Origin of the sequence: Bacteroides sp. 3_1_23 (genome assembly GCF_000162555.1) — a bacterium.
In the GTDB taxonomy this organism is placed as follows: domain Bacteria; phylum Bacteroidota; class Bacteroidia; order Bacteroidales; family Bacteroidaceae; genus Bacteroides; species Bacteroides ovatus.
In genome coordinates, this window is sequence record NZ_GG774949.1 from 1,123,088 (window position 1) to 1,142,892 (window position 19,805).

Genomic DNA, 19,805 nt, shown 5'->3' on the forward strand with positions numbered 1-19,805 from the left:
GGGATTTCTTATCTTCTTTTATAACTTCACCCTCATCACCACCGGATTATGATCGCTATAAGTAAGATCCGGCGAGAAGTAATCCGTACTATTCACTTCCGGTGAATGGAGAATATAGTCGATTCTTAACAGATGCTTGAAGAACTTGAAAGTATACATATACCCATGACCACTCGTCTGAAAACCATCCTGCAACTTATCACCTTTTACAGTGTGATAAACATACGAAGACGGCAGAGAGTTAAAGTCACCGCAGATGATAGTAGGATAGGGAGAGGCAGCTATCAGTTGCTTTAGAGTATTAGCTTGTACGGCACGTTTCCGGAAATTCTCATGTAATCCGTCAATCAATCCCAAAGCAGCACGTTCCACCCTTTGAGAATCATCCGTGCGGAGTCCCTTTTCCAGTTTGCGCTTGTTCTGGCTCACTTCCGTTGTTTGGAGATGATTGTTGAACAGGCGGATAGTACGGGCATTAGTCTCAATATCACACCAGAGACTGCAATTTTTCGAATCAGGATAGACGATAAGATTCTCCTCCTTGATGGGGTAGCGGCTGAAAACAGCCAGCTGCAACAAATTTTTTCCTTCGGGAGAAATAGGGATATAATAATACGGCCAATCAGAAAGAACCGCAGCTATACTGTCTACACCAAACTCATCATTAATGCCAAACTCCTGAAAACAGAGAATATCTGCTTGCAGATTTCTCATGTAAGAGGCTATCTCTTTGCATGAATAACCGGTATGCTCATGATTAAAAGCGTCAACATTGTAAGTAGCAACAGTTAAAATACCAGGAGTATACGCGTTCATTTTGACCATTGGAGCCGAAGCCGGGCTGAAAAAAGGAGATTGAATCACACAACTAATATAGCTCCAGTTACTAAATATAGCAATCAGAGGGATGAAAACCCAACACCGCCAACGGATCGTCCAGTAGATGACAGAAGCAAGGTTAGCCAACAAAAGTATCGGTAAAATCAAACCTATGAAAGGCATAAATTTGAAACTATCCGGTGCGGCATTACCTACGAAGGCGCCCGCAATGGTAACTCCTGCCAAAATACTGGTCAGCACGATGGATATGTAATAAAACAGTCTGTAAAAGGCTTTCATCTAATCTAAGTTATTGGGTGATTATATCACTATTAAAGCGTTTTCTATACAATATGTACTCTATAATATGTGCCCTTTTACGGAGGCGACAACCATTTATGAATCATAGCTTTCAGCTTATCATCCGCTATCGGTTTAGCTATAAAATCATTGCATCCGGCCTCTTTTGCCGCTTTCCGGTCCTGCTCATAGGCAAAGGCACTTTGAGCAATGATAGGAACAGTGGCAGACAGCTCCCGAATGATTTTCGTTGCCTCCAATCCATCCAAATTCGGCATTTTGATATCCATCAGGATAAGATCGGGTTTCACCTCATCGAACATCGTGACAACCTCCATTCCGTCATGCGCACGAATAATCCGGTGCTCCTTACCTAAGATAGCCTCCAATAAATCAAAGTTACTGTCCGTATCCTCGGCAACCAAAATACAAGCATGCCGTGTATTTATAGCACTGCTCATACCTCCGCTTGTCTCATCACCATTCTCTTTCTCCGAATCTGCATTTACAGATTTTGCAACCGTATACGGCAAAGTAAATGTAAACGTCGTTCCCTTACCAAATTCGGAGCTGACGGAAATCTTGCCCCCGAGACGTTCAACGATAGACTTACAGATAGATAATCCCAACCCAGTGCCCTGTGCATGATTGTTCAGCTTGGCAAAACGTTCGAACACACGACCCACTTTCTCCGGCTCAATTCCTGTTCCGGTATCCGTTACGTGGAAAACAATCTGGTTATCCACCAGCTTATAACCATAACTGATACTTCCTTCTTTCGTAAACTTAACAGCATTCCCAATCAGATTCGAAATCACCTGGAACACTCGATTCTTGTCCGTCTCAATCATCAGACTCTCGTCCGAAGACTCATAGACAAGGTTCACTCCCTGCGGCGTACGGAATATATGGGCATCGTGTACTTCCCGGCAGAGATTATGGAGACTAGCCGGTCCGAAGGAAAACTCAATAGTCCCCGATTCAATCTTCGAGAGATCGAGAATCTCGTTGATAAGTTGCAAAAGACGCTCGTTGTTCGCGTTTACGATGTTGTAGTACGTCTTTCGTTCTTCCGCATCATCACTTTCGGCAATGAGATGCGAGAACCCCACAATAGCATTCAGTGGAGTACGTATCTCATGACTCATATTGGCAAGGAAAGCCGATTTCAAACTATCAGACATTTCCGCTTTTTCCTTCGAAGACAGTAGCTCCCTCTTCATCATTTCCAGTTCCGTGACATCCCATTCGATGCTGACGATGATAGGCGAAGACAATTCGTCCCCATCCACCCGGATCTTCCGCTTGTCAAGGATAATCAGGTTTCCGTTCCGGTCCTTTCCTTCCACCGTCCAGTGCATACCTTTTCCGCTGGTGGCCACTTGAATATCCTCCTGTCTCTTCTTCTCTGCCACGATAGGCGGGTAGAAATCGAAGTCATTCTTACCGACAGGATCGTTCTTGTAAAGATCGCGGTTATAAGCCTCCCGGTTCCGGTAAATGTACCGGAAATCATTATTGATCTCCTTCACAACAATCCCCGCGGGGAGATTATTGATCGTCGTATCCATGATTTGATTCAGCCGTTTGATTTGGGCTTCATACCGAATCCGTTCGGAAATATCATGGGCAAACGACCAGTAACTTTCTTCACCGGAATCATTGGTGACGTTGTACATCGTACCTTCGTAAGCCAATATATCTCTATTGATTTTCGACGGATGGTGAGCCACAAAGTTACTGCTGCCACCGTGTATGACATCTTTGCAACGTTCGTTCCAAGCCTCTTGCGTAGGCATATCTGCGGCAACATTGTAAATCTTTAATTGACTGATGTCTTCGTTTTCTGAAATACCATGATTGTACAGGAAACGACGGTTAGCGAAGATAATCGTGCCATCGGGTCTGGCGGCAAAGATACTTTCTTTGGCATTGTTGATGGCATGAGTCAGTGTGTTGATGTCATTTCTGCGATGCTGTATATCCGTGATGTTCTGAATATACCCTTCGATGTTGAAACTACCGTCGGGGCGCTCTTCACGCAAATAAGTCTGGATACGCATATAGAAGATTTCTCCGTTCAGGCGAACGCGATAACTGATGCTCTCCATGTTGAGCTCTTTCTCGTTCACGTGGCACCATTCAATAAAACTCTGACGATCTTCTTCTACAATCAGTTCCACATATTTCTCAATGGCAAGGTTTTGTACATTTTCCTCGCACAAAACACCAGTATATCCAAGATAATGAAAAATATTCTGTTTCGTATTATACGTCCATTGTCCTATCTGGGCTACCTTTTGAATGGCCCGCAGGGTGAGATTTGCCTGTTCCAACTGTCTTTTTACGTTGCTTCTTTGCGTGATGTCGCGATATTGGCAAAGCACCATACCGTCATAAGGGAACATGAGGCATTTGAAGTAAAAAGTTTCGTCTTTCAGCACCAACTTGAAGTTCTTGCTGATGCTTCTTTGTTCTTCGAGTACAATCTGGAAGATGGGCATCACCCTCTCTCTCGTATATTCTGGTAAAAGCTCAAATATATTTTTTCCTAAAAGTATATCCTCTTGCAGAAACCATAGATCACAATGAGGTTCAATGTCTACGCAGACTCCGTGCCTGTCAACCAATAGCATTGTATCTGCCGTCAGTTTCAATATTCTTTGTGCGTTATTCGCATCATGTAATATTCTGTTCATGTCTGTTTTTTATTAGATGATAGAGACTAATGTCTTAATAGTAAGGATAACAAAAGATAATAGTATTTGTTTTACCTTTCGGCACGCTTCGCCTTTTCCCAGGCTCCGCTTCCTTTTTTCTTTTTCAGATAACGGATGCCTTTCAATACATTGACATTCATAAATAGGAAATAGTAGGGGATAAAAAGCAACTTGTTTTTTATCTGTTTGGTGGATAGATAATATCCCCAATATCCCAATCCGTAAAAAAGAACCTGCATGGCAAGCAGCACTCCGTAGAATATCGCGGAACCGCCCAACAGCAGAATTACAATATTCAGCGGGAAGAGCGCGAACAACAGGAACGGAGTAATAGACCACCGCAATACCCGGTGCGACGTATATTGAAAGCTAAGTATCCCGTAACGGAAAGGATTCAGCAACGGACGAAGTCGCCAGATAGACTGCAATCCTCCGGCAGCGATGCGCACTTTCCGCTTTTCTTCTTCGCGCATATCTGCCGAACCGCTTTCGATGGCGTAAGCATTGGTGCAATAAGCAATGGTGTAACCTTTCATGGTGATCCGGAGCGAAAGAATAAAATCATCGAGCAACGTGTCCGGTTCCATTGCTTCGAATAGTTCACGACGCACGGCAAACAGTTCGCCTGCTGCTCCTACGGCCGAGTAGAGCCGTGCATCAAGTGCTTTCAGGGTTGATTCGTATTTCCAGTAAATACCTTCACCACCGGCAGCCGCCCCGTCTTTGGTCTGTACGGCGATCCGTTTTTCGCCGGCCGCGCAGCCCACTTTCGGGTCTTGGAAAGCAAGTACGATTTCCCGTATGGCTTCCCGGTTTACCATGGTGTTGGCGTCCGTAAAGACGACGAGCGGAGTGTCCACCAACGTCATTCCACGTGTCATTGCAGCCGTCTTACCCTGTCGTAGGGGTTGGAAGTGTACGGTCGCTTTCCCCTGCCAACGGGTTTGCAGTCGTTCGTTCGTACCGTCATCGCTTCCGTCCGTCACCCATACGATGTGCAGCTTGTCCGCAGGATAATCCAGCTCAAGACTGTTCTCCATCTTTTCGTCTACAACATCTTCTTCGTTGAATGCCGTAATGAAGAGGGTAACTTCCGGCAGGTCTGCGTCCGATGCCGGCAACGAACGCTTCACAGGCTTCACGAAAAGCTCTTTCAACTTGACAAGAATATAAAGCACAATTCCGTAGCCCAGGTATGTGTAGAATACAATGAACAGGGCAAGCCAGAAAATAATTTCAAGACAAAGGGTAATGGTTTCGTTCATAGCTATATTTGTTTATTTTTCTTGTATCGTTTACATTCAGCTCTTATTAGCCTCTTATTTCATTTTATTCAGCTCGTTTCTTCAACTCCGTCTTTTTATCCGAATCTTTCAGCATATTCACAAAGTAGTTGGCGTCCGCTTTGGCAGAAACATCTGTCGGATTCGCTTCATATCGTTTCACGAAATTCTCGGCGTGTTCCGCTAGGTATTTCCGGCAGTCGATATTTAGCATGAAGAAATCTTTATGGTCACCATAAGAGAGTCCTGTAACATCTTCATTTGATTTTATGCTTTCAATGTCCTCCATTTTAAGCCCGAAAATATTTACAGTCACGGAAGGGTAATAGAAAGGAGCGGAGTCCTCTCCATTCAGATTTAGTGTCAGTTTCCACGTGTGCGTATTTACCTGTTTGATTTCCGGTTTGCTGTGCAAACGATAGTAATAATATTCATAATATTCTTCCTGGTTGGTAAACCACATAGAGTCGTCACCATCTCGTCCGTATGTGTCGTTGAGCCATTCCAAGAAGTTTACCCAACCGGTATCTGTATTATGGGCACCTATAGAAATAGCTGCCCGCTCTTCTTTTGGATTTTCCATTTCCTTGAGAATAGCCGCCTTAATCATATCCGGATTTGTCAGCCCGCTACCTTCGGGTGGGTCATAGAAAGCTCTTTCGATCACTACTTGTTCAATATCTCCGTTTTCTTGAAATGGATAGAGTTTTGTAGCTCCGCTTTGTGCACACAGGGTTCTGATTTTATCATATCTCAAAGCCGCTTTGATATAATTTTTATCTCCATTAGGCTCTGCCAGCATTTTACAAGTTCGATTATTCAGTTTCTCACGTATCATGCTTTGAGCAACAGGAAATTGTGCCAGCAACTTATCTTCTGTTTTATCTTCGTCAGGTAGATTCAAGTCATGGAAAGCGATGCTTACTCCGTAATTCATCATTTCCTGCAAGTTGCCCCATACTAACATTGTTTTTTTATAAAAGCGGAAATAATCTCTTGTATATCCATTTTGTACCCATGTTTGTGTGTTCATTAAATCATCGTCGGCAGCCACGGTAGTTCCGAAAGAGAAACGTACTTCCTGTCCGGTACCATTGGTGGTAGCTAATGTTTTTCCCAATGAATAATAATCAGGAGGCAAATCACCGTTTTGCAGATGAGCCAGATCGCAGTAGTAAATATAAGATAAAGGTTTGCCATGAATGGCAGCCCATGTATATGAAAAGGCTGAATGCATACAGTCGTCCTGTGTCATCAGAAACAGCCAATCTTTGTTATATTTCAATGTTGGTATTTCCGTATACAGATATCCTACCTGTCTGTCTGCTTTCAGGTGGATGGTTATTTCTATTTCTTTATCGGCTGTTTCATTACCGAACGGGTATATGAATTCCGTTTCGCAGATGACATCCCGCCTCTTTCCATTATCCTTGTTTTCATCCTCGTCTTTATCTCCTTGATATAGATTCAGTTTGCGGATACATCCCGACATAACTAAGCCAATAATTAAAAATAAAACGATACCGATATTGAGATTCTTGCACATAGGCTTTCCTTTCTTACTTCTTTTTTACTAGATTACTCTCCTCATCCTTATATTCCTTCTTTTGGGTGAACAGTCCTCCGATACCTTTTAATCTGCTGACGACACGCACCTTGAAACTATTGAACAGAGTTCCGTCGGCTCCCACCGTCCCATATCCGGTGACGGCACGCGCACGTCTTTTCCGTACAAATGCAATCTTTCCAAATTGCTTGAGCTGCAAAGCCAGATATCCGTCTTCACCGCGGATAATATCCGTGCGGATTCCCGTTTTCCTCGCACATTCCGTCCGGTAAGCAAATACCAGTCCGCGCACACTAAGCTCCGGACGCTTGAAAGACTGCAACCATAAATGCAAGTCGCGTGCAGCCTCATAGATTTTCAGCCCCATCCAAGAGTGATCCTTGTCGGGAATATAACTCCAAAGCGAGCTGACAGCCACTACACCCGGCTTTTCGAGCGCATCCACCATTGTTTCCACATACTTTGCCGGATACATCGTGTCAGAATCAATGTTGATATGATATTTTCCACGGGCATGGTTCAGTCCGCAAAGACGGGCAAAACCACAACTATGTTGCGTTTCCGTGAAATAAGGCACACCGCAAGCCTCGTAAATCTCCGCAGTGCGATCTTTCGATTCGTTGTCCACACCAATGATTTCTACAGGATATTTACATTTCATCTCGCTCAACGACCAGAGACAGGCGAGCAGATGTTTTTCCTCATTGTATCCGATGAGTGATACAGTGACAAGCGGTTCGTTACTCTGCAATCCGGCCAGATTGCGGCGTACTTCCTCGATAACGGCTTGCGGAGCTTCCGCAAAAGGTTTCTCATAAACCTGTAAATACTTAGAATACCATTCCATAGATATTGAATGCTTTATTTGTTTTCATTAACCGGGATAATCAGGCTTTCAAATAGTTGTTTCCATTGTTCGGCAATATTTTCTATTCGGAAGCGCTGGACGTCCATACGCGCCTGCTGTCCCATTTTCTTACGTATATCTTCATTCTCTATTAAATAAGAGATTTTCTCCGCCAGTTGTTCGATATTCCCGTCTTCTACCAGCAGACCGTCTTTTCCGTCGCTGATAATATCACGCGGGCCGCAGGGACAGGTGAATGATACGGGCGGCACGCCACATGCCATTGCTTCTATAATAACCATTCCAAAACCTTCGAAACGTGATGAAAGGGCAAAAATTGAACTTTCACAGTACTTGTCGACAATATTGGAAACAGTAGGTTCCAATATACAACTGGCAGTAATTCCTAAAGAGTCAATCTGCTGTTGCAGTTGCTCACGCATACCGTCTCCGTAGATACGCAGTATCCAGTCGGGATGCTTTCTGGCAACGAGTTGCCAAGCCGGGATCAGGCGGTCGAATCCTTTCTGCGGAACATATCTCCCTACCGCTATTACCTGTTTATGGCTATTGTCAGATATTTGGTCGGGAAAAAAAGGAAGAGGGTTATGGATCACTTCAACATTATCCAGTTCCGTCCATTCCTGTGCATCCTCGTGGCTCAATACGATGAAACGTTTCAACTGGCGAAGTTGCCGGTATAACTGCTCTCTCCAATAATTGCTTACGATTGCCCGTAAGAATGCGGGCAGACGGCTGTTGCTGAAATCTCGGTAATTAGATTTGTTAAAGTGTATTTCACCCAACTTTGTGCTGCCGTCTGTCATCCGATTGATGAAATTGATGTCACGACGGAGCAGGGAGATAGTAATGTCCGGACGAATTTGGTGCAGACATTCGTTGAGTTTCTTTTTAAAACGTCCTTGTTTCGCAATATATTTAGGTAGTTTTTTATAGAATGACATTCCGTTCAATTCATCATAATCAATGTCAAGTTGATGAAGAGTGATGGACGGATGCAGTTCGTAGTACGGTTTCTTGCCCTTCCCGTCTGTGAGGATGATATGTATTTCATAACCAAACACTTCGGCGAAGTAATTTGCTTTCAGGGTCAATACTCGTTCCATGCCGCTAGGGTAGTAGAGGGCGGGGATGCAGTAGGCTATTTTCATGTTTATCAGAATATTGTTTGTTATTAATTGTGTTTTTGTTTATTTATCTTTGGTCTTTATGGCGTCGATCACTTTCTGCATTTGCGCCTTCCACGATAGTGGGCAGACTGATTCGCGTATCTCGGCAGGCGTCATTTTCAGCGTTTTCCGGAAGTCGATCAGTCCCTGAATATCCACCGGAGATTCGTCGGGTTCCACCTTCCATACATACGGCATGTGGTCGAAGTCGTCGTCGGTTTCCGAGTAAGTGAACGCGAAGCCACGTGCGGCATACTCTCGGTTTTTCAACGTTTTGATATACGTAATTCCGCTGCGGTGGCGTCCCAGGCTGCCAATGGCAAAATCTGCTTTTTCGAACATCGCATCCAGTTCGTCGCCATGCAAAGGACCATGCAGAAGAACATACGGTTCGAGATGGTTGTCACGGACAACAGGCAAGATCCCCGCCCGTTCCCGTTCGCCGGACAGCGGGCCTACAATATGGAAATATACTTTATATTCCGGATTGTTGCGGTAATAATCTGCCAATCCGCGCACAAGGCGGTCGAAGCCGTGCCAGTAGTGCACTTCCGCCACTCCGATCAAGTGCAACTCTTTCGAAGTGTCATTCTGCTGCTTCTTCATCGGAATCGCCTCAAAATCAATTCCGTTGGAGATGCGTATGGTGTTTCCGCCAAATATTTCTTCCGCATTGGAGAAAGTGACGATACCGTCCAGAGCCTTTGCGAGCTTGTGACGGAAACAGCGGTCGATGGCTAGATGAAATTTCATGGAACGGGTGACGTACTCCTGATCGTAAGGATAAGTAGGAATTTCCATCACCACTTTTGCGCCTGTACGTTTCAACGACTTCACCAGCCGGAGGGTGAACGGACTGGCATTGTGAAAAGAGCGCATATATACAAAGTCGATTCCTTCGCGGCGTGCATAGTCAAGAATAGGAGAGTAGTAGACACGTTTCCAAATCTTTGCGGCAAAGCCCGTGCCGAAATCAGCGATCACTTCGTCATCCACCATCCAACGCTGTTCGCCATAAGAGGTCACATCATAATGACACAAGCGAACATCCACTCCACAATCTTTGAGGGCTTTCACCTGATAACGTATCTTCTTACTAATTCCGTTGGCCTCATTGAAGCCGTGAAATATAAGGAAAAGAGCTTTCATTCTTATTTTCAGTATTCAATAATTGTTTATTCTGTTTTTTCTTTCTCAAATTGTTTTTCTTCCTCAAACGATTTGGGCGATGATTTGTTTCCGGTATTCTTCTCCGGCATCCGCCACTTCGCTGCCAATGGCAGTTTCGTTGACATATTTTCGTTCCAGTTTCACTTTTTTATGGGCTCCCATCCGCCACCATTCATACTCTACGTCCACATGACCAACGTCGATGGCCTGATAGCCGGCTTTAAACAAATCGTAGGCCAACACAGTGGCTGCAGGGCCGAGGGCAATCAGAAACAAGGCTTCTTTTTCCACTTTGCAGGCCTCCCGCTTGATGTCTTCCAGGCGTTCGAATGCATCTCTGGGCGGACAAAGAATACGCCGGATGCTCCGGGCATTATCGAAAAGATCGTTGCCCACTCCGAGCCGGCTTTTCTCCCCTTCGATGAAGACGATGTCCCGGTTGTCCCAAATGCCTTTCATGTCGTGAAACCATCGGGCGGAATCTTCTTTGCGGGCAAAGTCCATATAAGGACGGGTGACGAATGTATTGTAATATTTTCGTCCCGCTACCAGCAAACGGTCCCACCACGAACCGTACAGATAAAAATGAGTTCTCCAGAACCGGCGACTTTTGCGATTGTAGCGATACAAATCGCGGAATGCGTCGGAGATGCAGACAATATGTCCTTCTTCGTGACTTTGCAGCACTTCGGTTAGTCTTTTAGCCAATAACGGGTCACCTTTCTGGAAACGGATTTCCTTTTCCGGACTGGTGAGCAACACTTCACCATCGCCAAAACGGCTGACAGAGCAACGGTCGTCGATGATTTTACGTATCGTTTCGTCGATGGAAGCTACTTGCGGTGTGATTTTTCTCTTTTTTCGCAAGACGATGTACCAGAAATTGTACCATTCCACAGTGCTACCATAACTTATTTTATAACGTAGCGTTATAAAAATGTCGCGTATATTCATAGCTATAGACTTTTTTTTCTTAACGACCGCACTTTACCGATCATGTCATACTCATGCATCATCTGTATATAAATGCCAAAGATAATAAAACTAACGATACCTTTAGCAATAATTGTCACAAAAATATTCATCCCTTCCAGTGCATATTGCATTGGAATGAGGGCTAATGCTATCAAAATGCTAATCACCAACGGAGAAATAAGCTGACGGATGAACGGCCAGGCACTTTGCCGGAAGGTCACCCGGTACATCTGCCAATAACACTGTATAAAGTTGATGGTGAATGTCACCACAATGCAACTGGCCACTGCTGTCAGGGTTCCGAAATGGAAGATGCCGAGCAAAATTCCCGCCACGTTGAACGCGGACGAAAACACTCCGCACACAAACAAACTTCGTGTATCGCCTGCTGCCTGAAAGATGGAGCCGGACGAAGAGAGTATAATCTGAATCCCTACGGAGAGTGACAGTATCCGGAACACGGGTACGGACGGCATCCATTGATCGCCGAAAATAATAAGCGTCACTTCCTCTGCCGTGAAGAAAAGCAGCACGCTAAGCGGCAGACCGATAAAGGCGAGGAAACGGACGATGCGTTCGTAGGAACTCAACAGTTTTCCCTTGTCATTCTGGAAATCGCTGAAGATAGGGTGCATTACCGGAGTGATTACCTGCGTGATATTCTGCAAGGGCAGCATCATCAAGCGATACGATTTTTCGTAATATCCCAGATCGGACATACTCATATATTTACCAATCAGCAGTTTGTCCAGATTGCGGCTGAAATAGTTGATGACATTGAACAGGAATTGATAGGCGGAATAGGAAAATATCTTCCGGAGTACCGTCAGTCCGAGTGTGAAACGCAACCGTTGCGGGTAACGCTGAAAGGAAATTACGAAGATCAGTACGCTGGATACGATTGGATTGATAATCAATGCGTACAATCCTGCTCCGCAGAGGGCGGCGGTTACCGCGGCTGCACCTGCCGAAATCTGAATGACGAAGCTACGGATAGCAATGAATTTAAATTCTTTGTTCCGGTAGAACATGGCTCCCGGCACAATGGTGGCGGAGGCGAAGAACAGGTTGACGGACAGCAGTTGGCACAGGATGCGCAGGGTGTCACTTTGGTAGTAATCGGCGATGATCCACGAAGAAGCGAAAAACAGAATGCTGATTCCGATGCCCGTCCATATAGTAAATGAGAAGATGTCCGACAAATCATCTTTAGTCAGCGATTTGTGCTGCACGATGGCGGGAGACACTCCCATGTCGGTGAGAAGATTGAAGAAGGCGATGATGACGGTGGCAACAGCTACGATGCCGAAGTCGTCCGGTGATAGCAGACGGGCCAGAATTCCTGCCACAACAAGGGATATGACGACGCCACTGTATTTGGCCAGCGCTGTGTAAAATACCCCCGAAAATAGTTGACTCTTAATGTTATTAGCCATTGATTGCTTGTTTATATGTTTGCGCGTATGCTTGTCCCACTTTGCGGATGCTCATGTTTTCCATACCGTATGCGTAATTCACTTCCCCTTGTCCCCATGCGGCAAGTCGGCGGGCTTCTTCGAGTGCTCGCAGGATGTCTTTCTTGTCGTCGGGATCGAAAGTAGGGTTGCCGGTTTCGGAAAGCAGTTCGCCGATGTTTCCCACCTTGGGACCCACCACGACTTTGTGGTAGAGGAAGGCGAGGGGGACATTACCCGAATTCAGTATATCTTTCCGCTGGATGAATATCACGTCTGAAGCAGCCATATAGTAGGGCAGATCGCAGTTGTCTATCAGCTCGTCGTTGGCTCCCGCCTGTAGTTTATACATACGGTTGAGCAGCGGCATGAGCAGATAGTATCCGGCTTTTGAAATCCATCGTTTGATGAAATTCCTGCCATAGCTGTTGCGTCTCGAGAAAGGGTAGAGGCGCGGAGCCAGCAGCATCTTGTGCTCCTCGTCCCAGGCGCGGAAAGCTCCGAGCACCATGCGTATTTCTTCACGGTTGCGGAATTTTCCGAAAGCCGTGACGATGAATGCATCTTGCGAGAGGTTGAGATACTGACGTGCACGCTCTACGCTGATATCTTCTTTATAGGTATACTGGTAAATGTGATGAGGAATGACAATATTCTGACTGTCAGGATATTTTGTGAGAAATTCATCCCGGCTAAACCGTCCCATGTGTACAACGATATCACTCTGCGATTCGATAATGTCGTAGGCCCGGCTGATGATTCCGTTTGCGTAATGCGGGCGGATATTATGTCGTGTGTATACGAAATGGGCTCCCCGTGAGCGGAAGAAAGCGATGCGTTCTTTCAGACGGCGGATGACGTCGTGGTCTTCGCATATCCAGCCCACTACCTCCTCCGGCCATTGGAAATGGATGATGTCATAAGTGGTGTCCGATTCCCAAAAATCTTTCTTGGAGCATCTTACGTCGATTCCAGCCATTCTGATAGCATCGCATAAGATAGGAACAAATAGATTGTCGGTTTCTCCGTTTTCTCTGAAAACGATCAGTGCTTTTATTGATGGGCTGTCTGTTTCGCTATCAATCATTTTTTAAGTTTTAAAGACTTTTATTACATTGCAAATGTAATAAAACTTATGATAAGTTTCTCCTTTTCTGTGTTTTAATTGCAGTTTAAGTTGCTATTTGAGGAAATCTGAAACAGGTCTAATGTTTTTATAAGCCGTTTTTCTTCTTGGGTATAAGGAATGTGGTTGCTTTCGATATATTGCTTGAGGAAGAGACAAGCATGTATGAAAATGTCTGCTTTCATATAGCTGGTGAAATTTATGTAACGGTAGTAGGAGGCTTCACTGATGTTGATATGCACGCAGAGGTCTACTGTGGCTAGCCGTGATGTTTTCAGGAGCTCTTTTATCAGCATTATTCTGTTCCGATAATGCTCGCTTACTATTTTATTTTCTTCTATTTCTTCCAACGTTTGGTTGCGTTTTGTGTCCATATTGTTTGGGATTATTGATAATTTTTGGCAAAGGTCTGATAAAAAATATATAATCCCCCTCTCATTTTTGCGATAGCTGGAATAAAATACATTTCGCACCTTTGCGCCCCGGAAGTATTAAATGTGGAATAATAAATGATAAATGAAAATGAAGAAAGATCAGTATTTCAATTTGGAGGTAAATTTGTTGAATGACGACAATATTGCCAGTATGATGTCGGAGATGAATGCCGCGGAAGCACTCGGAATTTACGTGATCTTGTTGTTGCATCTGCGCACTAAAGATGCTTATGAGGCGTCGTGCAAACCGGTTTTACTGAAGGCCATGGCCCGGCGGTATGATGTGGATGTAGTTGCGGTGGAGCGGGTACTTCGCGAATTCGATCTCTTCGAACTGGATGAGGAACGACAGATGTTTCGTTCTTCTTACTTGGATAGGGTGATGAAAAGCTTGGAAGAGAAGCGGAAAATGGACATCGAAAACGGTAAAAAAGGAGGGCGTCCGAAAAAGGTGGCAAAAAGTGCTGAAACGCCTGTCAGTAAAGGGAGAAAACCCACTGAAAACCAGAAGAGGAGAGAAGAGGAGAGTAAAGAAGAGGAGAGTAAAGGAAGTGTTTCTGTTGTAAACAATAATAGGAGTGATATAGAAACACCGTCTCTTGTGAGCCGTTTGGCGGATGAAGGCAATCATGGTCCGTTACAACCCGTGTTGCCTTGGGAAAAGTTGGTGGACCAACTTTCTACTTTCCAGTCATATATGGAATTGGCCGGGCAACATTCCGGTTTGGGAAAGCTTTTTGTAGACCATCAAAAACTTATTTTGGAAATCTTCAAAAAACATATCCGGCTTTATGACAAAGGAGCCGGACTGCTTTTCCCGGAGGACGTGAAACGGTATTTTTCAAATTATATCGCGGCCGGTTCCGTTACTTGCCGCACGTTGAGGGAAACCTTGCTGAAAGAGCTTGAGAATACGGTCGACAAGGATGTGAACCGCTTTGAAAGCGTCGTCGACGGGCGGCGAACGTATCTGGGACATCTTATTCCGGCTGATGCGCCGCCACGTCCCGATGCATCGGCTGTGTGGGATGATGTGAAGAAAAGATGGGCGCATTAATCCGGCAGATGACTGGCTTCGTCCGGCAGGTGGCCGATGTTCGTCCGGCAGGTAACGGAAGTTCGTCCGGCAGGTGGCAGACACTCGTCCGGCAGGTAAGTCTTCTGCGTGTGAATGATTATTTTAAACTATTTTTTAATTAGAAAAAAGGAAAAAATTATGAGAAATTTTGCCAACTATGATGTCGACATCCACGGTAAATCGAGTGGAGTGCTCAAGACGATTTGTAAAAAATGTCTTCCTACCCGCAAGAATAAGCGCGACCGTTCGCTACGTGTCAACGTCGACACGGGCCACTGTCACTGTTATCATTGTGGCGCTGATTTTTATGTTCCCGATGATGTAGAAGAGCGTAAGAATGCCGAACGTGTGGCAGCCCGCAAGCGTCGTGCGGCAGCCATTCCGCAGCATTTTCAGCGTCCGATGTTCGATGTCTCGAAAACCACGCTTTCCGAAGACACGGAGCGTTGGCTGGTGGAGACGCGTTGCATCCCGCAGTCTGTCATAGCCGCTCTGCGTATCACCGAACAGGAAGAATTTATGCCGCAATCCGGCAAAAAGGAACGTTGCATCTGTTTCAACTATTTTGAAGGGGAGCAACTGATAAACACCAAATTTCGCGCTCTCCCGAAACTTTTCAAAATGGTGCAGGGTGCCGAACTGATTCCCTACAACATCGACTCCATTGTGGGGCAGACCTCCTGCATCATCCACGAGGGCGAACTGGATGCTGCTTCCTCCATCGCCGCCGGATTTCAAAGTGTCATCTCCGTGCCGGCCGGAGCCAATTCGAACCTCTCCTGGCTCGACCGTTTTATGGAGACGCACTTCGAGGACCTGAAAGAAATCATCATTGCCGTTGATGCCGATTCTGCCGGAATCCGGTTGCGCAATGAACTCATCAACCGGCTGGGAGCTGAACGCTGCCGGGTGGTGACTTACGGTCCGGAGTGTAAAGATGCCAACGAGCATCTCTGCAAATATGGTATCGCCAGTCTCCGTATCGCCATCGAACAGGCAGCAGAAGTTCCGCTCGAAGGTATCTTCACCGCTACCGACTTGCATGACGATCTGCGGGCTCTTTTCGACAACGGCTTCGGTCCCGGAGCGGAAACGGGATGGGAGGAGATGGATAAGATCTGCACGTATGAACGTGGGCGAAGTGTCTACGTCACCGGAGTTCCCGGTGCAGGAAAATCCGAGTGGGTGGACGAATTGGTGTTGCGTCTCTGCCTGCGGCATCAATGGAAAATCGGGTTCTTTAGCCCGGAAAATACCCCTATCGTCTATCATCTCCGCAAACTGATTGAGAAACTCACCGGACACCGTTTTCAAAACGGCTGTGGCATGACGGAGGGACTCCTTGCGAACTCGGAAGATTTTCTGACTGAAAACGTCTCTCATATCTCTCTGAAAGGTAATGTTTCTCCGGATCGTGTATTGGCCAAGGCTCATGAACTTGTTGTCCGCCGCGGCTGCCGCATTATTGTCTTCGACCCGCTCAACCGTTTCGACCATAACCCGCAGCCGGGACAGACGGAAACGCAATATATTTCCAACCTGTTGAATAAATTTACAGAATTTGCCGTGCAGCATAATTGCCTGCTCGTGGTCGTAGTCCATCCTCGTAAAATGAACCGTAATCCTGTCACGGGCATTACCCCTCGTGTGGAAATGTACGACATCAACGGCTCTGCCGATTTCTATAACAAAGCGGATTATGGTATCATTGTGGAACGTGACAAGGAGGTTGGTGTCACCCGTGTATATGTGGACAAGGTGAAATTCAAGCATCTTGGTGTCGGTGGAATGGCATCCTTTGTCTACGATCCCGTAAGCGGACGATACCTGCCCTGTGAAGAATCTCATGACCCTTCTCTCTCCGCTGACCAGCGTGTCCGAAATACGATGTTCGACAACTCCTGCTGGCTACCTGAAAAAGAACTGTTTTAGGGTATTAGGTATCAAGTATTAAGTATTAGATGTTAAGTATTATGATGTTAAGCATTATGATGTTATCCGTTGTTGTGATGCGTTTACCACGGTTAATACTTGATACCTAATACCTAATACTTGATACTTTAATTAGGGTTCTTGTAGCACTTCGATGATGAGCCTTACTTGTGCGGGAGTGTAGTATCTGGCGCGTGGATTCATGCCGGTGGCCAGGAGCCGTTCTTTTAGTCCGGGTGCAGCTTCAATCCATTCGTTGAATCGGTCTACTGCGCTTTGTTGCAGGATATTGGGGAGGTACAACAAGGCAAGTTCGCCTTTCCCATAGGTGCGGTATTGGAATGTTTTTTCTTCTTCTTGTTCGGGGAGAATCTTGTTTTTTGTTTTCATTTATAGTTGTGCCTTTAGATTGTTATATTTGAAGTAAAGTTACTCATTTTTAGTGGGATAGGCAAATTTTGAGAGCAGATGTTCGAGCGTATTCATAAAAGAATTGATACTAATAGAATACCGATTCTTGAAATTTATCGTATCTTTGTTTACGTTTCACGTTAAAAGCATAGAAAAAGGATGGAAGGAATATTCAGGCGTTATCCGATAGGGATACAGAGTTTCGAAGATTTACGCAATAATAATTGTGTGTATATTGATAAGACAGAGTTGATTTATCGTTTGGCTAATTCGGCTAAGACTTGTTTTCTTAGCCGTCCCCGACGCTTTGGAAAGAGTCTATTAGTTTCCACTCTTGAAGCCTATTTCTCTGGTAAAAAAGACCTGTTCAAGGGTCTGATGATGGAACAGTTGGAGAAAGACTGGACGGTTTATCCCGTGTTGCATATTGATTTCAGTATCAGTAAGTATATGAATGCGGGGATGCTGCGCTCCGCTATCAACAATCGCTTGGTGGAATGGGAACGAATTTACGGATGCGACACGAGCGAAGACACTTTCAGTCTCCGTCTGAAAGGTATTATCAAACGTGCTTACGAGCAGAGCGGGCGTCAGGTTGTGTTACTTGTAGACGAATATGATTCTCCTATGTTGGATAGCAACAACAATGAGGAGTTGCAAGCTGAAATACGTGGCATCATGCGCGACTTTTTCAGTCCGTTGAAAGCGCAGGGAGAATATCTTCGTTTTCTTTTTCTAACCGGTATCAGTAAATTTAGTCAGATGAGCATCTTTAGTGAATTGAACAATCTTCAGAACATAAGTATGCAAGATGCTTATAGTGCCATTTGCGGTATAACGGAAAATGAATTGCGTACACAGTTGGAAGAAGATATAAGAAGGATGGCCGAGGCGAACGGTGAAACGTATGATGAAGCGTGTATGCATCTGAAGCAACAGTATGATGGGTATCATTTCAGTAAGAAATGTGAGGATGTGTACAATCCGTTTAGCTTGTTTAATGCATTTGCGCAGAAAAGTTATGAGAATTTCTGGTTCTCTACCGGCACTCCCACTTTCCTGATAGACATCTTGCAGCAAAGCGATTTCGATATTCGTCAACTGGATGGCGTTTCGGCTACTGCCGAGCAGTTTGATGCACCTACCAATGTCATTACAGACCCGCTTCCGGTACTTTACCAAAGCGGTTATCTCACTATCAAAGAGTATGACCGGGATTTTCAGATCTATACATTGGCTTATCCTAACAAAGAAGTTCGGAAAGGCTTTATCGAATCATTAATGCCGGCTTATGTGCATTTGCCTGCTCGCGAGAATACATTTTATGTAGTATCGTTTATCAAAGACTTACGGGTCGGCAATCTGGATCAATGTATGGAGCGGATCAAATCATTTTTCGCCTCTATCCCCAATGATATGAATAATAAGGAGGAGAAACACTATCAGACCATCTTCTACCTCCTGTTCCGGCTGATGGGGCAATATGTGGATGTAGAAGTGAAGAGCGCTGTTGGCAGGGCTGATGTTGTGATAAAGATGCAGGAGGCTATCTATGTATTCGAATTCAAAGTAGACGGTACTCCTGAAGAAGCGTTGGCGCAGATCAATAGCAAGCAGTATGCGATTCCTTATCAGGCAGATCATCGGAAAGTCGTTAAAGTGGGAGTTAATTTCGACAGTAGTACGCGAACTATTGGAGAATGGGTCATTGAAAACTAGGGAATGATCTTACATATTCCTACATATTTCCACATATTCCGGTATAATTTGTATAATTCGGTGTAATCCGTTTTAATCCGGCATAATCCGGTGTAGTCCGGTGCAATCCGGCAAGTCGTCAACGTGTTGTCGTATCTTTGTTTCACCAACAGAAAGGGAGAATGTACTTCTTTTCGTAGAAACAATTTTTAAATATGGCAACAGTTACAGTTGTGCGCTACAAGCGCAGAAAACGGCTCGGTGATGATAAATCACCGATGATGTATCTTCTCAAGCCCAAGGCTGGGGAGTCGAAAATCTATTCAATCGATTCACTGGCACAGGAAATCGAGTCTATCGGGTCGCTTTCGGTGGAAGACGTGTCGCATGTGATGAAATCCTTTGTCCGTGCGATGAAAAAAGTGCTTGTGGCAGGGAATAAGGTGAAAGTGGATGGACTGGGTATTTTTTATACCACACTGACCTGTCCGGGTGTGGAACAGGAAAAGGATTGTACGGTGAAAAATATCACTCGCATCAATCTCCGTTTCAAAGTCGACAACTCATTGCGTCTTGCCAATGACAGCACGGCAACTACTCGTGGCGGGGATAATAACATGATGTTCGAATTGTATACGGAGAAGAAGTCCGCTGCCGGAGGAAACGGTAGTGACGGCTCCGATGATGATGGTAAAGGCGATGGGGGAGAACCCGGTGGTGGTAGCGGTGGAGGAGAAGCTCCGGATCCGGCAGCATAAACCGCTTTGATTGACTCTGTTCTCAATTTATTAATTTATCATC

Annotated in this window: 17 protein-coding genes; 5 read left to right on the forward strand and 12 right to left on the reverse strand. The window is 45.2% G+C overall.

Features of this window, described 5'->3' with window-relative positions; genetic code table 11:
• Positions 1–18: 18 nt before the first annotated feature.
• The 11 genes from HMPREF9010_RS20040 to HMPREF9010_RS19990 all read right to left on the reverse strand — a co-directional run bounded on the left by HMPREF9010_RS20040 (position 19) and on the right by HMPREF9010_RS19990 (position 13,825).
• Positions 19–1,119 carry an endonuclease/exonuclease/phosphatase family protein gene (locus HMPREF9010_RS20040; RefSeq protein WP_008647233.1) on the reverse strand — a complete coding sequence of 367 codons (1,101 nt, stop codon included), beginning with the start codon at positions 1,117–1,119 and terminating at the stop codon, positions 19–21.
• 77 nt (positions 1,120–1,196) lie between these two features.
• Positions 1,197–3,818, reverse strand: coding sequence for an ATP-binding protein (locus HMPREF9010_RS20035; RefSeq protein ID WP_032852457.1), 2,622 nt, complete (start codon positions 3,816–3,818; stop codon positions 1,197–1,199).
• A gap of 71 nt (positions 3,819–3,889) precedes the next feature.
• The gene (locus tag HMPREF9010_RS20030; protein ID WP_008647235.1) at positions 3,890–5,104 is read right to left on the reverse strand and encodes a glycosyltransferase family 2 protein; all 1,215 of its coding nucleotides are present in this window, start codon (positions 5,102–5,104) and stop codon (positions 3,890–3,892) included.
• Positions 5,105–5,168: 64 nt separating this feature from the next.
• A complete protein-coding gene (locus HMPREF9010_RS20025) occupies positions 5,169–6,668 on the reverse strand; it encodes a hypothetical protein (protein WP_008647236.1) in 1,500 nt (499 codons plus the stop codon).
• Between the two features lie 13 nt (positions 6,669–6,681).
• Positions 6,682–7,536: a glycosyltransferase family 2 protein gene (locus HMPREF9010_RS20020; protein ID WP_004300359.1), complete on the reverse strand. Its 855-nt coding sequence runs from the start codon at positions 7,534–7,536 to the stop codon at positions 6,682–6,684.
• A gap of 14 nt (positions 7,537–7,550) precedes the next feature.
• Positions 7,551–8,708 carry a glycosyltransferase family 4 protein gene (locus tag HMPREF9010_RS20015; protein WP_004306344.1) on the reverse strand — a complete coding sequence of 386 codons (1,158 nt, stop codon included), beginning with the start codon at positions 8,706–8,708 and terminating at the stop codon, positions 7,551–7,553.
• A 39-nt stretch (positions 8,709–8,747) separates the two neighbouring features.
• Positions 8,748–9,875: a glycosyl transferase gene (locus tag HMPREF9010_RS20010; protein ID WP_008647237.1), complete on the reverse strand. Its 1,128-nt coding sequence runs from the start codon at positions 9,873–9,875 to the stop codon at positions 8,748–8,750.
• A 63-nt stretch (positions 9,876–9,938) separates the two neighbouring features.
• Positions 9,939–10,850, reverse strand: a complete 912-nt coding sequence (locus HMPREF9010_RS20005; RefSeq protein ID WP_008647238.1) for an SP_1767 family glycosyltransferase — start codon at positions 10,848–10,850, stop codon at positions 9,939–9,941.
• Between the two features lie 2 nt (positions 10,851–10,852).
• Complete coding sequence (locus tag HMPREF9010_RS20000; RefSeq protein ID WP_008647239.1) at positions 10,853–12,307, reverse strand: lipopolysaccharide biosynthesis protein; 1,455 nt, start codon at positions 12,305–12,307, stop codon at positions 10,853–10,855.
• Entirely contained in the window at positions 12,300–13,412 is a 1,113-nt protein-coding gene (locus tag HMPREF9010_RS19995; protein ID WP_008647240.1) for a hypothetical protein, read from the reverse strand. The genes HMPREF9010_RS20000 and HMPREF9010_RS19995 overlap by 8 nt, the downstream gene beginning before the upstream one ends.
• Before the next feature lie 74 nt (positions 13,413–13,486).
• Positions 13,487–13,825, reverse strand: a complete 339-nt coding sequence (locus tag HMPREF9010_RS19990) for a hypothetical protein (protein ID WP_004306338.1) — start codon at positions 13,823–13,825, stop codon at positions 13,487–13,489.
• Between the two features lie 148 nt (positions 13,826–13,973).
• On the opposite strand from HMPREF9010_RS19990, the gene HMPREF9010_RS19985 reads away from it, so the two are divergent.
• The 3 genes from HMPREF9010_RS19985 to HMPREF9010_RS19980 are packed head-to-tail and all read left to right on the forward strand — an operon-like array spanning position 13,974 to position 16,895.
• Positions 13,974–14,942, forward strand: a complete 969-nt coding sequence (locus HMPREF9010_RS19985) for a Lin1244/Lin1753 domain-containing protein (protein ID WP_032852598.1) — start codon at positions 13,974–13,976, stop codon at positions 14,940–14,942.
• Positions 14,930–15,085 carry a hypothetical protein gene (locus HMPREF9010_RS26285; RefSeq protein WP_008647253.1) on the forward strand — a complete coding sequence of 52 codons (156 nt, stop codon included), beginning with the start codon at positions 14,930–14,932 and terminating at the stop codon, positions 15,083–15,085. Before HMPREF9010_RS19985 ends, HMPREF9010_RS26285 begins: the two co-directional genes overlap by 13 nt.
• A gap of 16 nt (positions 15,086–15,101) precedes the next feature.
• Positions 15,102–16,895, forward strand: coding sequence for a bifunctional DNA primase/helicase (locus HMPREF9010_RS19980; protein ID WP_032852458.1), 1,794 nt, complete (start codon positions 15,102–15,104; stop codon positions 16,893–16,895).
• Between the two features lie 132 nt (positions 16,896–17,027).
• On the opposite strand, the gene HMPREF9010_RS19975 is transcribed toward HMPREF9010_RS19980, so the two are convergent.
• Positions 17,028–17,285 (reverse strand): DUF4248 domain-containing protein, encoded by a 258-nt coding sequence (locus tag HMPREF9010_RS19975; RefSeq protein WP_004300371.1) that lies wholly within the window; start codon positions 17,283–17,285, stop codon positions 17,028–17,030.
• A 180-nt stretch (positions 17,286–17,465) separates the two neighbouring features.
• Between HMPREF9010_RS19975 and HMPREF9010_RS19970 the strand changes: the two genes are divergently transcribed.
• Both HMPREF9010_RS19970 and HMPREF9010_RS19965 read left to right on the forward strand, forming a co-directional pair.
• Positions 17,466–19,025 carry an ATP-binding protein gene (locus HMPREF9010_RS19970; protein WP_008647255.1) on the forward strand — a complete coding sequence of 520 codons (1,560 nt, stop codon included), beginning with the start codon at positions 17,466–17,468 and terminating at the stop codon, positions 19,023–19,025.
• A gap of 194 nt (positions 19,026–19,219) precedes the next feature.
• On the forward strand, positions 19,220–19,762 hold the full coding sequence (locus tag HMPREF9010_RS19965) for an HU family DNA-binding protein (protein ID WP_008647256.1): 543 nt from the start codon (positions 19,220–19,222) through the stop codon (positions 19,760–19,762).
• Positions 19,763–19,805: the final 43 nt, after the last annotated feature.

Coding starts and splice junctions, on each gene's coding strand:
- HMPREF9010_RS19985 (WP_032852598.1), top strand. CDS start 13,974: ATGAAGAAAGATCAGTATTTCAATTTGGAGGTAAATTTGTTGAATGAC.
- HMPREF9010_RS19990 (WP_004306338.1), bottom strand. CDS start 13,825: ATGGACACAAAACGCAACCAAACGTTGGAAGAAATAGAAGAAAATAAA.
- HMPREF9010_RS19995 (WP_008647240.1), bottom strand. CDS start 13,412: ATGATTGATAGCGAAACAGACAGCCCATCAATAAAAGCACTGATCGTT.
- HMPREF9010_RS19980 (WP_032852458.1), top strand. CDS start 15,102: ATGAGAAATTTTGCCAACTATGATGTCGACATCCACGGTAAATCGAGT.
- HMPREF9010_RS20005 (WP_008647238.1), bottom strand. CDS start 10,850: ATGAATATACGCGACATTTTTATAACGCTACGTTATAAAATAAGTTAT.
- HMPREF9010_RS20015 (WP_004306344.1), bottom strand. CDS start 8,708: ATGAAAATAGCCTACTGCATCCCCGCCCTCTACTACCCTAGCGGCATG.
- HMPREF9010_RS19965 (WP_008647256.1), top strand. CDS start 19,220: ATGGCAACAGTTACAGTTGTGCGCTACAAGCGCAGAAAACGGCTCGGT.
- HMPREF9010_RS20040 (WP_008647233.1), bottom strand. CDS start 1,119: ATGAAAGCCTTTTACAGACTGTTTTATTACATATCCATCGTGCTGACC.
- HMPREF9010_RS20010 (WP_008647237.1), bottom strand. CDS start 9,875: ATGAAAGCTCTTTTCCTTATATTTCACGGCTTCAATGAGGCCAACGGA.
- HMPREF9010_RS20025 (WP_008647236.1), bottom strand. CDS start 6,668: ATGTGCAAGAATCTCAATATCGGTATCGTTTTATTTTTAATTATTGGC.
- HMPREF9010_RS26285 (WP_008647253.1), top strand. CDS start 14,930: ATGGGCGCATTAATCCGGCAGATGACTGGCTTCGTCCGGCAGGTGGCC.
- HMPREF9010_RS20035 (WP_032852457.1), bottom strand. CDS start 3,818: ATGAACAGAATATTACATGATGCGAATAACGCACAAAGAATATTGAAA.
- HMPREF9010_RS20020 (WP_004300359.1), bottom strand. CDS start 7,536: ATGGAATGGTATTCTAAGTATTTACAGGTTTATGAGAAACCTTTTGCG.
- HMPREF9010_RS20030 (WP_008647235.1), bottom strand. CDS start 5,104: ATGAACGAAACCATTACCCTTTGTCTTGAAATTATTTTCTGGCTTGCC.
- HMPREF9010_RS19970 (WP_008647255.1), top strand. CDS start 17,466: ATGGAAGGAATATTCAGGCGTTATCCGATAGGGATACAGAGTTTCGAA.
- HMPREF9010_RS20000 (WP_008647239.1), bottom strand. CDS start 12,307: ATGGCTAATAACATTAAGAGTCAACTATTTTCGGGGGTATTTTACACA.
- HMPREF9010_RS19975 (WP_004300371.1), bottom strand. CDS start 17,285: ATGAAAACAAAAAACAAGATTCTCCCCGAACAAGAAGAAGAAAAAACA.